At 55.3% G+C, this 13,924-nt stretch carries 13 protein-coding genes and 1 pseudogene; 5 read left to right on the top strand and 9 right to left on the bottom strand.

From position 1 onward, the window contains the following. Positions 1–104: 104 nt before the first annotated feature. The 4 genes from ACX3YF_RS18275 to ACX3YF_RS18260 form a co-directional block, all read right to left on the bottom strand. The gene (locus ACX3YF_RS18275) at positions 105–668 is read right to left on the bottom strand and encodes a hypothetical protein (protein ID WP_458944670.1); all 564 of its coding nucleotides are present in this window, start codon (positions 666–668) and stop codon (positions 105–107) included. A 127-nt stretch (positions 669–795) separates the two neighbouring features. Continuing rightward, positions 796–1,182 carry a hypothetical protein gene (locus tag ACX3YF_RS18270; protein WP_458944669.1) on the bottom strand — a complete coding sequence of 129 codons (387 nt, stop codon included), beginning with the start codon at positions 1,180–1,182 and terminating at the stop codon, positions 796–798. 4 nt (positions 1,183–1,186) lie between these two features. Beyond that, positions 1,187–1,747 carry a hypothetical protein gene (locus ACX3YF_RS18265; protein ID WP_458944667.1) on the bottom strand — a complete coding sequence of 187 codons (561 nt, stop codon included), beginning with the start codon at positions 1,745–1,747 and terminating at the stop codon, positions 1,187–1,189. Positions 1,748–1,992: 245 nt separating this feature from the next. Beyond that, positions 1,993–7,548 (bottom strand): CHAT domain-containing protein, encoded by a 5,556-nt coding sequence (locus tag ACX3YF_RS18260; protein ID WP_458944666.1) that lies wholly within the window; start codon positions 7,546–7,548, stop codon positions 1,993–1,995. 332 nt (positions 7,549–7,880) lie between these two features. On the opposite strand from ACX3YF_RS18260, the gene ACX3YF_RS18255 reads away from it, so the two are divergent. From ACX3YF_RS18255 to ACX3YF_RS18240, 4 genes are all read left to right on the top strand, one after another. Next, a complete protein-coding gene (locus tag ACX3YF_RS18255) occupies positions 7,881–8,687 on the top strand; it encodes a hypothetical protein (RefSeq protein WP_458944665.1) in 807 nt (268 codons plus the stop codon). 205 nt (positions 8,688–8,892) lie between these two features. Further along, complete coding sequence (locus tag ACX3YF_RS18250) at positions 8,893–9,714, top strand: hypothetical protein (protein ID WP_458974075.1); 822 nt, start codon at positions 8,893–8,895, stop codon at positions 9,712–9,714. Between the two features lie 23 nt (positions 9,715–9,737). Then, the gene (locus ACX3YF_RS18245) at positions 9,738–9,872 is read left to right on the top strand and encodes a hypothetical protein (protein ID WP_458974074.1); all 135 of its coding nucleotides are present in this window, start codon (positions 9,738–9,740) and stop codon (positions 9,870–9,872) included. A 187-nt stretch (positions 9,873–10,059) separates the two neighbouring features. Further along, positions 10,060–10,257: a hypothetical protein gene (locus ACX3YF_RS18240; RefSeq protein ID WP_458944661.1), complete on the top strand. Its 198-nt coding sequence runs from the start codon at positions 10,060–10,062 to the stop codon at positions 10,255–10,257. 358 nt (positions 10,258–10,615) lie between these two features. On the opposite strand, the pseudogene ACX3YF_RS18235 reads toward ACX3YF_RS18240, so the two are convergent. Next, positions 10,616–11,419 (bottom strand): annotated as a pseudogene (locus ACX3YF_RS18235) (flavin-containing monooxygenase); the annotation flags it as partial. A gap of 36 nt (positions 11,420–11,455) precedes the next feature. After that, the gene (locus ACX3YF_RS18230; RefSeq protein ID WP_048377495.1) at positions 11,456–11,806 is read right to left on the bottom strand and encodes an ArsR/SmtB family transcription factor; all 351 of its coding nucleotides are present in this window, start codon (positions 11,804–11,806) and stop codon (positions 11,456–11,458) included. A 519-nt stretch (positions 11,807–12,325) separates the two neighbouring features. On the opposite strand from ACX3YF_RS18230, the gene ACX3YF_RS18225 reads away from it, so the two are divergent. Next, positions 12,326–12,643, top strand: a complete 318-nt coding sequence (locus ACX3YF_RS18225; RefSeq protein ID WP_458974073.1) for a hypothetical protein — start codon at positions 12,326–12,328, stop codon at positions 12,641–12,643. A gap of 1 nt (position 12,644) precedes the next feature. Here the strand turns inward: ACX3YF_RS18225 and ACX3YF_RS18220 are convergent, their stop codons facing one another. From ACX3YF_RS18220 to ACX3YF_RS18210, 3 genes are read right to left on the bottom strand one after another with little or no spacing between them, the layout of a single operon-like run. Beyond that, positions 12,645–13,157: a lysis system i-spanin subunit Rz gene (locus ACX3YF_RS18220; protein ID WP_458974072.1), complete on the bottom strand. Its 513-nt coding sequence runs from the start codon at positions 13,155–13,157 to the stop codon at positions 12,645–12,647. Beyond that, positions 13,154–13,501: a DUF6527 family protein gene (locus ACX3YF_RS18215; protein ID WP_458974071.1), complete on the bottom strand. Its 348-nt coding sequence runs from the start codon at positions 13,499–13,501 to the stop codon at positions 13,154–13,156. Before ACX3YF_RS18215 ends, ACX3YF_RS18220 begins: the two co-directional genes overlap by 4 nt. Further along, a complete protein-coding gene (locus ACX3YF_RS18210; RefSeq protein ID WP_458974070.1) occupies positions 13,498–13,923 on the bottom strand; it encodes a cell wall hydrolase in 426 nt (141 codons plus the stop codon). The genes ACX3YF_RS18215 and ACX3YF_RS18210 overlap by 4 nt, the downstream gene beginning before the upstream one ends. Position 13,924 lies beyond the last annotated feature (1 nt).

Below are 13,924 nucleotides of genomic sequence, written 5' to 3'. Positions count from 1 at the left end.
CGTCGGGATATTTTGATCCGCTGCTTACAACGAAAATCGATCGAGGGTGCGCATCTCAGTCGCATTAAATTCGAAGAGGCCGCATCCGTTTCCAAAGCCTACACTTACTTAAGCAGGAATTTTAACTGCTTCTCCAGCTCAGATATTTCGTCGTTCAGGCTATAAATCTCATTGACGAACAGTTGTATGTGCGCCTTTATTGCTCCCGGATCGTTTCCGTATTGATCCAGGTCATTAGCAATATATGTAATCACAGAGCCCATTCTTTCCCCAAACTTCCCTTTTCCGCGCGAAACTTTCCATATAAAACTATAAACATGTAAATCAATCTCGAAATTATCATCTACTTTCAAATTTTGCAATTCCAACAATGCTTTTGCCACAGTCGCCCGACTGCTGATGATTGCTTTTTCTGCCTCATGCAATTTATCATAAAGCTCACCCTGATGAAAGGTTGATGGAGCATCAAGCGCTTCCTGCAGGGGCTTGATAACTCCCTGTGGACTAAAGTAAAGCTCCCTCAGTGACTCGCATATATTTCGTATTTTTCTTTTATCTAGCTCTGACTTTACGGCATGATCAATTCTGATTAATTCTTTTGCGAGCTTTACTATTTGCGAAATCTCTTTTGCGGCCGCCGAAGACACCTCTTCAATTGTTGCGTACATTTCATGCTCCTATTAATTACCGAATAGGGATTGGGGGATATTGGCCTTTCACTATATTTATAAAGCAGGCTTTTCCTTAATTCAAGATTCGTGCGTTTGTTGGGCGAGCCCGAGACAGACTGCGCGGTCAGCCGGTCATACCCGGATAGACTGCTGGATGAATCAGTTCCGAGTATTGCCGAACAAGTTCGGCGAGAAAGTCGATAATCTCGATCTGTTCCGTAGCGCGCGCCTCGTATAGATTCAGCGCTATATTGATATTCCTCTCCAGATTCCAGCGTAGATCGTCGGAGGATATCTTATTGACGCACGTTCGTATTGGCTCTGAAAGGAGTTCTGGGGTTCCCACTTGTTCAGGATTCCTTCCAGAGGGCAAATACTCTGGATGCCGAGGCACCGAGTCGTACCTACAAAGCAAGTCGTCGAGCAGAACAAGTACGCTCACGTAGTTATTGAAGTCCTCGATATTTTTCAGTTGTGCAAAGTACTGCACGGGCAGGTATTCGAATGTCATCTTATCAACTCCAGAAAGTCAGCTCGCGCAGGGCATACTCTTGGCCTGCGTAGTACCCGGTTAGTTCTCTCAGGTTCCCGTACTTGGTCGTTTGATTGTCGTCAAAATAGATATCGAACTCCAAATTATCGAGATCCTGGATTAGATATTCCCTTGATCCAGTTAACCCGGAGCCCGCCAAAACAGCTCTCCCTTTGGCGATTAACGAACTGATATCGGACTTGACCCTGTAGACCACTGGATAAAAGAAGTCGAGGTGTATGCGGTCGGCAACCCGGTTGAGGTCTGTCGCCATGCTTGGGGTGATCGTTCCGTCTTTTTCCCTGGCAAGAACGCCTTTGCGGACCGACATACGATGCTGCGCAATGAATTTGTCGTATTGATCCCGGTCCTTCCATGGCTGATACAGGTCCATGTAAATCAACAGCGGGTTCGATGACTTGGGATTTCCTTTTCCGTATGGGAAAAATCCCTCGGCGACATACGTGAAATGCTTGCCGCCGTATAGGTGCTTGTTTATGGCGAGCGTCAGGAATGTGGTAGTCGAATAATAGGTTGCAGCCATTTTATTGCCTCCGTGTGTGCATCACATTGCTTGGAAATCCTCATGTTTTAAGGTTCGCCCAACGACAAGTGGACGACATAAGTGGCGCGATACTTTCAACCGTCTTTGTCTGATGTGAGGTTATGCCTCCTACTGGCAGTTTTACGACACCCACCGGGACCGGTACGCGTTCAAAATATATTCCAGAAAGCACCGCCCAGCCTGCCCTGGCCTGACGAACATCCGCCAGGCCAAACCGTCACGCTTCAATCCTGCGCTTTCACCCAGTCCTTCATCTTCTCCTTGAACTCCTCTACTGCCACTGCCTCCGCTTTGCTGACCACAGCCTTATAACGGTCCAACACGAAGTCGGCCTGCATCTGCACCTCACGCCATTTCAGCACGGCCGGCACCCGCCGCTTCAGGTCTGCGAACTCATTGAGCAGCCGATCGCCATTGGACTTCAACTTGCCGTCAAGCAAGACCAGGTACAAACCGGAAAGAATCAGCGCGACGACGTTCTGGAAGTCCGGGCTGCTCTCTACCCATGGCTTGAGTTGCGCCTGAACTCGAAGGATGTCGGCCTTGACGGGCGCTGACGCAGCAATGAACAGCTGTGCAGCCAGGCGTTCCAGGGCCGGCTCATAGGCGCGACTCGGGTCACTGGCGATGGCCCGTTGTTCAGCTTCGGCAAAATACGCCTCCATTTTCTGCAAGGCATCCTGTTCGGCGGGCTTGTCCTTGGCCAGCACCTCGATCCAGGCCAGGCGCTTGTACGCTGTACCGCAAAGGCTGGCTCGCACCAACGTCGGTTGCAATTTGCATACACGGGTCAGCAAATTGATCGCATCACGGGTCTGCTTGCGTGCCGAGTTAAGCACCGTACTCAACGCCTGCATCGATTGCTTGGCCGCTGCATTCACTTGCAACCAGGCTCGACGGGCCCACAAATCACCCAACTGTTCGCTGGCCTTGAAGCTGGCGCCACCGTCATTGGCACCGATAGCACGCTCGAACCAGTCGATTGCACGCTCGGTTTCGCCGGCTTCGGCCCAGGCCTGAGCAAACGCCTCGCACACTGCACCCATCTCAATCCACTGGTGAGCGAAGCGGCTTTCCAGGATCTCGATCATATTGATGACTTGCGCCTTGGGTACTTTCTTGTATCGGCTGTCATCGATGGCGATTTCCAATGCCAGCACCAGGGCTTGGGCCGAGGCGATGCTGTCGAAGCCTTGGTCTTGCACCGAAGCAGGTTGGTTGGCATCGCCCTGCGTGCGCGTGAACACCCAGTCCGGATCACCGTAACACTGGAAGGCCGCCCAGGTGTTACCGTCGGGAGCGGCCTGCCAGGCATCCCTGCGTGCCGATGCCACGGCATCGATGAAACGGTTGCCATTGAGCAACTGGCTATAGAATCGGGTAGCAAACAGGCTGGCCACATCATCATCCACCGCCCAGCCCGCGACGACCACGCAACGCACTCCGATGGCGATCAATTCTTCGGCCACCGAAGCGGCGAAACGGGTGCGGTCATAACTCAAATGCGCGACCTTCAATAGTTTGGTCGGGTCGATCGCACCGAGGTGACAGCAGTTGATGAACACCAACTCGGGCACTACGCGCATGCTCTTCATTTCCCGCGGACCGAGGAAGATATTGTTGGACAATACAACCCCCCGCGGGTCTTTGATCTTGGGTTGGGTTTCACCAGCTTTGGTCGGCACATCGATGTCCGGCACAGGCAACTCCTCAAACAGCGGTGGCTCCCCGTGGCCGGCGATGTGCACGATGCGCCAGTCGTGGGCCAGCAAGGCGCTGATCACCGCCATGGCATTTACCTTGATGCAGGGGGCGGTGTCCTCGGCTATCAAGGACTGCACCTTATCGGTCGATAGGTAGCTTTCCATCAAGCGAGCGATGGCACGGGCTTCGGTGCGTGCGCCAGGCAGCCGTGGATAGCGCCTGGCATCGGTGAGGGGCTCTCCAATGATCAACACATAGGCGTCGGCGGTGGCATCGAGTACCTGTTCGCGATAGTTCTCGGTGCGCAGCTTGCGCAGGAGCTTGCTGCGAATTGCCCAGGGTATCTGTTCTTCGGTCGTGGGCCTGCCCGGATCGCGCTCGGTATTGAGTAGCTCCCACGGGATGGCCGCAGTAGAACTGTCCAGTTCGATCTGCATTTCCGTGGTGCCACCGAGGTAGGCGTCCATCTCCAGAGGTACCAACAACTTGAACAGGGTCTGCCCCATGGTGCTTCCGGCCGAGGGCTGGTTCGACGAGGCGCTGACCAATTCTTGCAGCAGCGCCATTTGCGTCGACTGAGCCCGCACCTCGGAGCGGGCACGCCGGGTGTCCAGGGTATAGGCAATCATCGGCAGCTGATTTTCGTCGTACTGGGTGACGGCGGATATGAAGTCGTAACGGGTACTTCGATAGCCGCCCTCCAGTGGTCGACGCAGCCAGCCAGTGCCAGTCTTGATGGTCGGTGCCAGCAGAAACTCTTTCGGCCGTGAAACACCGAGCACCTGCACAGCGCGCCAGGCATCAGTGGCGCGATCCAGGTACAGTTCGGTCAAGTGCAGATGGCTGACAGTGGGCCAATCCTTCTCTTTGAGCCGAACGTTAGCCTCGCGCACCCCTTGGGCAATCAACGCTGCCGACTGTCCCGGCGACATGCCTGCCCCGCCGCTGCCGATCAACGCAGAAGCGATCTCAAACTGCACCGGTGCACCGCGATTCTTTTCGGCCAGGCGTTGTGCCCAGGCCAGAACGCCCTGGCGTACCGTCTCCAGCAGTTCGTTAGAGTTCAATTTGCCCTCTTGCCCCAGGCCAACCACGATGACCGCTTCTGGACGCGGCAATTGCAATGGGTTATCGCCATTCGCGGCGATGTTCATGAACACTTGGTTGCTGCATGGAGCCGAGGGATAGAGGCTCATCTTCAGGGCATCGCCCAGTAGCCCGCCGACCATTTCATCGACTACCCGTTCGCTGCCGGTGAGGTCCGTGCTGGCATAGTGACCGATGATCAACGGATCGCGGGTAAACTTCAGATTGCAGTTGATCACGGTCACCGGCAGCGGTGGCAGTTCTTCCCGCGCAGACGGGGTGATCGCCTGGCTGTACAGGGCGAAAACATCTCGGACGCTGACCGGCAAATTGATCCGATTGTCCCGTACCGGCCTGCTCGCCACGTAAGTCAGCGACCTTCGAGTGGTGCCGCTCCGACTGGTTGCTTCGCTCAATTCCGCCAGTTCGGTGGTGCGACCGGTCTGCAACAACGAAAGAAATGCCGGGAAAGCAGCAGTCTGCTTGGGCAAGTCACCGTGTGCACAAGCCAATCGATAGGTCTGCACACCGGGCAGCAGAGCACTCTGCAGGGTCACCCTGCCATCGCCTCCCCCCACCGCATCCAGGTAACTGAATCCCTTTTCAGCACTGATGGCATACCCATCCGGGGTAAATTCCGCCTCGCCAACGACCATTGACAGCTTGCTCTGCCAGGGGCTCAGGTCCTGGGTATCCAGTGCCTTTCGCAACTCTGTGGCGGCCTTCAACACTTCGGCGCTGGGCACACCCCAATCGTAATAGTCCTGCTGGATAGCCAGCTTGTGCCAGAAACTGTGTTCCTTGAGCCACTGGCGATCCTTGTTTGCCAGGTCGGACCAGGTCGCGGTGCTGCCCAGGTTGAACACCGGATCGAGCAGGTTGGCCTGCAGCTGAATAAAACCAGGCAAGGTGGCCATCAGTGCCCGGGACTTCTGTGGTGAAAACGGCGCCCCTGCAAACGCCAGGCTGTTGCCGAACGAGTCATCCCCCGACAACACTTGCATCGGTGACCAGGAACCACCGTTGGGTGTACCGAGCATCAACAACCGTGCTTGTGGATCTGCCATCATGCGCGCCCACACTTGCGGGCACTTGAGCAACATCGTTCGCGCCAACAATCCACCCATGGAGTGCGCCAGCATCCTTACCGGTTGCCGGGTCCCGGACCTGTCGTTGAGGGCTTTTTGCACTTCGTCGCCCAGACGCTGGGCCTCCCGTTCCATGGGCACACGCCAATCGTAGGCAAACTCGATCACCTCGTGGGTCGCCCTCAGGTATTCGATCAGGTTCTCGTATACCAGGCTCACCGCACCATCGGGCTCCACATCGTCGTCCACATCGGCCTTGTAGCTCAACTCATCGAGGCCATTGATCAGCCACGGCCCGAGCCAGATACGTCGGTCGCCAGCCTTGAGGTTGCTGCCCAAAATGCCTGGCAACACGAATACCGCGGGCTTGTGCGCGGCAGGTTTGTCGCTGCCCCCGCCACGTTGGCCACCGGCATCACGGCCTTGCCAGGACAGTGGCCCGATGGTGCTGAAATCCCTGGGTTCGTCCAGCGTCAGGCCGTCGACGATGGCCGCCGCGGTGCGCTCATTGCTGAAATAGGAAAAATGCGAAACCTCACCGCCGCGGTTGAGCAGGAAACTCGCCGAACTGGCCCTAGGTGCGCCGCCGTACATGGAACTGGTTTGCACCACCAGGTCGTTATCGGTCCAGAAGTACGTGTCGGAGAGCAGGGTCTTGAGCCAACTGACCACCGAGTCCCCTTCCATGTCACCGGCTATGACCCGCAATTCACCGTCGATCGGCCTGCGAATCAGGTGCAACCACTGGACCAGCGGGCTGTCGGGCATCTGTGCGGCCAGGCCTGGCATCAACAACGGATTGCTGCGGCGTCGCGCCACTTCAGCCATCAAGTCGACTAACTCGGGCACCACCGGCAGACCACTCAGTTCCATGCTCCATTTGAGCACCGAAAGGTAGGCATCCAGTCTGTTGGAGGCCAGCAACGTACCGCGTGCGGGGCAGGCAACACGCACGAAGCGCGCGACCTTGAGCTTCTTGTCGCGGACCAGTGTGATTAACTGTTGCAGGTCTTCGCGTTGATCCTTGTAGTCATCGCCCTTCGCCAGAGCCTCGAAGCTTTGCAGGAGGTCTTCGCCACCGCTGCAGACTTTGGCCAACACCTCACCGACCAGCCCACCCCGCGAGTGCGAAAGCAAATGCAGCACCGCCCCCTCGGGCAACGCGTTGGCCAATTCCATGGCGTTCTGGATCGGGCTGGCAGTCAAGGTTGGGTGGTCCAGTGCATAGACACCGCTGTAGACGTCAAACAGACGATTGACCTTGGCCGGATGGTCGATCCAGAGTTTTCCGAAAGTGCCCTGGGTGCTGGAAAAAGTGCCATGCAACAGCACCAACAGGGGTTTGTCGTCGACGACAATCCCGGTAGCCGGCGCACTGCCCTTGAGTGAATCGAGTACCTTGGGGTTGAGGCGGTAGAGGCCGGGGTCTACCTGGCTGTCGACCTTGTTCGATGCCAGCTTGGCGGCAGCATCCGCGACGTTGTCCTTACCGACACCGGTGACGATCTGGATCAATTTCACCAGCACCTTGCCGAGCGGCCCACGTGACGGGCCACGGGTCTGCCCCTGGATTTCGGCCTGGCCATCCCACGCCAGTTGCGCGGGTATCCGTACGCTGTCAGCGCCCTGAGCACCTCGGGATGCCGAGCTCTGCTGTGCCAGAAACAGTTCGCGCGCGGTCTCCGGGTTCAGAATCAGCACGGGGCCGTTGGCAACGTGCACGGCCATTAAATCTTTGTCCGGGTCCAGGTTGAGCGACACTTCGCTACCCGTACCACGACGGACCGCCACCTGAACCGAGCATGTCACCGTTCCCTCGGTCAATCCGCCGGGCAGTTGCAAGGGTACGCCAATTTGGGAGGCGCTTTGTTCGTGGCCCGAAACAACAAACGTTATGTTCACTTAAACATCCTTGACGCGCGGCCTGCTTGTAATTTCGTTTATCTACAATAGGCCATCACCACGCCACCATTATACTTTTTCGCCAATTACATTAGAGCCAATAGTTTGGACTTAAGAATAAAGACAGGGGCACGTGTAAAAACCTTGACACACTAGCCCCATGCAAAAAACAACTATTCCTACTGGCGCAGGTTGGCCTGCACGCTATGCTTATCGATGGACTGACAGTTAAGTACGCTCTATCTCGACGCACCTTGCCTTGGTCCAAAAAACCGAGCCCTCCTCCACGGCTCACGTCCAGTTCAAACTAAAAAGTTACGCAGGTACACGCCATGGCCAAACTCAGCCTTACCCCTGCGTTAAGAAATGAATATGAACAGCTATTCAATAGCTGCCTGATAAACCCCTCACGCGTCAATGATGTAAACACATTGGTAAATACCCTGTACGAGCACCGCGAACAGTATCAGGGCGTCGCCGAAAAAATGGGCATCCCTTGGGGCTTTATTGCAGTGGTGCACAACATGGAGTCCAGCCAGAACTTCAATAAACACCTGCATAATGGGGATCCCTTGAGCGCGCGTACCGTACACGTGCCCGCAGGCCGCCCGCCCCTTGGCCGACCGCCTTTCACCTGGGAAGCCAGTGCCGTCGATGCCTTGAGCCTGCGCAAGCTGGGTACGAGGACCGACTGGACACTGGCCGGTACCCTGTATCAGCTTGAGCTGTTCAATGGAATTGGTTATCGCCTGTATCACCCCCATGTTTTGTCGCCTTACCTGTGGAGCTTCAGTAACCACTACCAAAGCGGCAAGTACGTGAGTGACGGCACCTGGTCGGACTCGGCGAAGTCGGCGCAATGTGGTGCAGCAGTATTGCTGCGGCGCATGGCTGAAAATGGCTATATCGATTTCGAGGATCAGCCGGCTCCTGCTGAGCAAAACGGTCCGATTATCGTCAACTACTCGGCCACCAAACCGGTCAATCCGGAGGACGTGGCCAGGGCGGAGGACTTGCAACGGTGGCTCAATACGTTCCCTGGAATATTTGTAAAGGTCGATGGTTCGCCCGGGGACAGGACATCAGCGGCGTTTTTCAAGGTGACGGGGCATTATCTACCGGGAGATCCGCGGGGATGAAGTCGGTGCACGATCGCAGACTTGCGCGATTGTTAACGATTTTCGCGAACAACCACATATGATTACCTGATAGACCGTATCAACAGCCACTCAGAAAAAATCAGTACTTGATATTTCCTGATAAAACTTTCCAACGCACCCCATGAAAACCGCCGGTAAAATCCATCTCAAAAACCTTACATAAAAACGCCGTTCACTGAGCGTAATGCTGTTCACCCAAGGAGATAGCATTTCATTTGAGCTTCAAGAAAAAGATGGAAAACACTACGGTCGTAAAGTGGCCGCGCAAAACCATACAGAAACAGAGCGCCTGAAGGATTTCGACGAAGCGTCAACCAAAAGCGTGGTCAAAAAAATACGCAGCGGACTCTATTATCCTGTCATACAAATCTGGCGCGACGGACGTTCGATCGACGACCCGGAATGTCCGAAAGAGTTTTCCGAGCCAACCCGAGACGATATCCGGTATCTCGTTGCGTTACTGAATGAAAGCGCACTTCCAGAGCCGATAAAAAACGAAATATTTTTCTTAATGTGTAGCATGGGCAAGGACGCACCCGACGAGTGTGTTCAGTGGATAAACGAACAGGTCGCCAAGGAAAATGTTTTCAACCCACGAGCACTTGGTTTTACGCTGGGCAGTGTCTCCGAACCGTGGCAGAAACAATTATTGTCGAAGCTTATGGATCGCCCCACGGAAAGCACTCTCCGGGCTTTTGCTTATGCGGTCTGGCGAGACCAGCATTTCATTGAGAAGTTTGATTTGGCACAGCTCAGGTCAATTCTTGATTTGCTGAGCGCGAAGCTGAGTCAGATCAGATCGTGCCCACCAAGGAAAGGCGAAAATGATAAACGGGTTACCGTCAACTGGACTCGCGCTACAGCAGAATTACTCGAACTTCTACTGGGTTTGCCTCGTGCTCGTGATTCCTCAGACGCTGAAATCAAGATGCTCCTTCAGCCGCATCAGAGGATTACCAAGGAACTGGCTAATAAGGTCGAACGGGGGACGGAGTTAGTCGCGTAGTCAAGGTCGGACTCTTTTCCCGGGTGCAGATCAACATCGAGAAGCCCGACGGCGACCATACCCCTGACATGCTTTTCGCCCTGCGGCTCTATCTCACTGGCGACGATGGCGCAAACGCGATCCACATCACCAGCATTTCCGATAACCTTGAGGAATGAGCAACAGGAACCCGACATCAAATGCCTCCGCCTCACCCGCACCGGCACCTGCACCTGCACCTGCACCTGCACCGGCAAGACTTAACTTCATACACGGAGTGGCCTCTACCGTATGTTCATTTGAGTCATGCACATGAAACGAGTAGTGCCTGAGTTACCCCGTGCACCACTCCCCCTACGCGGGAAGATGCTTGCGGGTTCCAAAATAACCGGCAACGTCCGGGATGAGCTCCGTCGCTTCCCTGTCCGCTGGAATCCCCTGCTGAATCTCACCTCTCGCCGCTTTCCTCAGGTCAACGGCAAACACTGGATCAACAACGGCATCAACCTCGCGTTTACGCGCCATGAGTATTTCGATCTGCTGGCGCTCCAACGTGTCGCTTAATATGGATAGTGGACTTCCAGCCGCGGTGGCGCTTCCGCTCCGTTGCCCGCCTGTATCAGACGGCGTTCTATCTGCTGAAATAGCGATTGACCCGGCCAATGCGCTGTTCAAGATCGCCAGGCGTCCACGCCAAGCCATAGTACATGGCCCGATCACAGAAGAGGTGCAGATTAACGACTTCCAGAATGGTATCGGTGCCAATCATTGTTCACACCGACGCCGAATTGACCCACGTGCCGACGCAAGACTGCCCCACCTCCAAATTGGCACAAATCCAGCGTAGGCAATGGTTCGAGAGGAATCAGACTGGGTCAGTGACATTTCGGCAACTGGATCAAATCGGTGTCGGCGCGAACAGCCCATCAGCCCAGATCACGCCGGTTGGTGTTATCGCCTCGAACATCGGCTTACGCTCGAACAACTTTTCCTTAAGGGCTCGACGATAGATCCCGTCATCAAGCACCGGCGTACTTTGGTCATTCAACCAACGGGTCTTTTCCAACCCCGACCATTTCAGCCACGCATGAAAATCCAGACCCAGTATCTTTTGTGGAAAAAACCGAATTGGCTCCCTGCTTGCCAGCACGACTTTGCTCACATGGGCCAGTTCATAAGCAATTTGAACAGCCGAGTTCGCAGCACCGACCACAACCACTCGTTGATCACCAAAGCCTTCGGCATTTCGATATTCCGCGCTGTGCAAACTGCGCCCGAGAAAGCCCTGAAGCCCTTGAATATCTGGAATGAACGGCTGATTGAATCCCCCCGTACACACGACCAGCGCCCTGGAGCAGAAAATTTCTCCATCGTCCGTTTGAAGCTGAAACAGCCCGCGTTCTCTTCGTACATGCTGCACACGGGTGTACTGACGAACTGGCAATCTGAATGCCTTTGCATAGTCTTCCAGATAGCGTACGACATCATCACGAAGCGGGTAATGATCAGGTTCTGCCGGGAAGCGCATGCCTGGCAATGACGAGTAAGCAGCTGGAGAAAAAAGCTTCAGACTGTCGTAGTAATTGCGCCAATTCCCTCCCGGTGACCGCTCAGCATCCAAAATCAGGAACCTAAGGTTTTGCTGCTGTAAGTGCCAACCGCACGCTAATCCTGCCTGGCCTGCACCGATCACAATGACATCCAAGATTTCATTTATTACATTCATATATGCACACTCATGCACATTGCAGAGCAAAAAAAACTATCCGGACGTACCTGGGCAGCAGAATGGGGCGAGGCTTTTCATATGCTGAAGAATGGCTTCGAGGCGTGTCACCACTGCCGGACCATCCACCTCGTAGAACATCTGCCTGCTGACCTTGGTACCGCGGACGATACCTGCCTCTAACAGTACTTGCAGATGCCGGGAAACAACTGAGCGTTCCTGGGGCAGTGCTTCCGCAATCTCTCCGATGTCGGCGCGCCCCAGTTGCATCACGCGCTTGAGCACAGCTACACGCGAAGGCTCGCAAAGCGCCTTGAAGAAAGCGCCATCGAGAGACTCGATTGCAGCGTCAATTGCGCGGGTTCGGTTAAGGATTCGATTAGTCATGCAACCGACTATATGTGCATATCCATGCACGCGTCAACACTCTGCGATTGCACCTCTCCTAAGGCTAAAAGCTGTGCCGTGAAGGTAACCAACTCCCCGAGAAAGCCAACAATTTAGGGTGTAACCCCAGGTGGTGTTGGTCAAGATTCCACCGAGAGCCAGTCGTTTTGTAGGGGTAAAAACGCTCGAAAATAAAAAGGGGTCGCGAGATAAAGTCTCGCAACCCCTTGATTTATATGGTCGGGACGGAGTGATTCGAACACTCGACCCCTAGCACCCCATGCACGCAGGACCATTGTAAGCCCCTTTGTTTTGCCCGTAATCATTGGCGCTCGCTGCAACCGAATGCCCACAAGAGCTTACAAGTGCGTGAGAGAGTCACGCAAAAGTCACGCACCCTCCTCCGGCGTCCTGCCGACCGAACACCAACCCCCGAAATTTACTGCTCGTCGTTCTGCCCTCGCCGAATAACTGCACTTCGATTACTGTATATCTAAACAGTATAAACAAGGCCCAACCATGGACCCATACGAAATCGAAGACACCGACGACTGGCTGGGCAGTCCGACCCAACTTGAGACCGTCAAGCACTACGCAAGCATGCTCGAGGAAGACATCCATGAGCTGAGGCGCCAGCTGCAGTCAGCGAAGGAAAACATCTCCAACCTGGTGGGAATGAACGACCAACTGTCAGACGAGCTCAAGAAGGCTCGCGATTGGATGGCCAACCTTGAAGCGGAAACCACAGAACAGCTGGCAGAAATTCAAAGCCTGTCGTTGGTCCGTGATCAAAACGAAAAACTGCGTAGGGAGCTGCAAGAGGCCAAGCGCCAGTAAATTAGCGACTCACTTCTCTGACGTACGCCTGGCACGCCGCCAATGCGATCAGTCCTTGATCGCCGGCGTCGGTGATTCCGATAATTCGTTGAGCATGCGCTGGGTCAAGTCGGGCGCGCGCTCCTCCATGAACCAAGCCGCCGGCGCTGGTACCGGCTGGCACTGAACAGCCACCGGTTGAATCCTCGGCAAGGAGGACTGACAGCCGCAAATCAGAAGTGGCAAGGCGATCGCGCAGGCGAGCTTGGTCTTTTTGAGCATTGGTCAAAGCCTGATGATGGGTTTGGTCATTGGTTGCCAGGCGCTGCTCGAGCGCAAGACGTTTGTTCTGGTCCGCGCGCACCTGTGCGGCGGCTGCGTTGCTTATGGAGGTCAGGTCATCCTTGTGCAGGCCTGCCTGCTCGGCGAGCTTCTTGCCGTAGCGCCAGTCCTGGACCTTCCAAGCGGCGCCAGCGGTGAGCAGCAGCAATGCCAGCACGCCGACCAGCGCCAGCTTTATCGACGTTGGTGTCATGGCTCGTCCTCCCAAGGTGGAAGGTCAACCGTCTGCCCAGCAAGGGCATGGGTGCAATCTCCCAGAAACTGAATACGCCCATCGGTGATGAACGAATGACAGGCCTTCTTCACGTCCTTGGAGGCATCGTCAAATTCGCCAGGGTTGTCGCTCGGCTCGCTCCACGTCACTAGGACCGAAGGGGTGAAGGTAGGCGTCTCGACATTTCCATTCCAACCCCAGCGAGGGCCTGGACCAGGTCCATGGGAAATCCCGTGGACCATCTGGCAGCCTGGGCATTCGAAGAAAAGCCGATCCTCTTCAGATTTGGCGAGAACTCGGGACACTCTACTGAAGGCGGTCATGGTACATCCTTGAAGAAAATGTGATGCCCAAGCGCCAGTGTCTGCTTGGCGCCCTTCACCCAAGTGGGCGGCTTCGGCATGGTGGTTGCGTAGTAGTGCGTGGCTCCGCCAGTTGGATCAGGAACCTTGCCATCGATCACCTGGTCGGCCACGACTCGACACTGTGCCAGTTCGCGGAATGGAATCTGCTTCACGCCAATCAGGAATTGATAGTTCGGGTCGGTCTTGTTCCAGCAACTAAACTGGTACGGCTTCTGGCAAACACCGGCGTAGGCTTCGCCCCACCACGACCGATCCTTACCATCATCCACGCGGTTGCGGATGGTCCAAGCCACGGCGATCTGGCCGGCTAAACTCTCACCGCGTGCCTCGCCCCACAGCGTACGAGCGAGGACATCACGATCTTTCTCAGTTACAGGCATC

Source organism: Pseudomonas fluorescens group sp. PF-69, from assembly GCF_054481235.1.
Note: the sequence above shows the minus strand (reverse complement) of the source record. Positions and strands in the feature narration are given on the sequence as shown.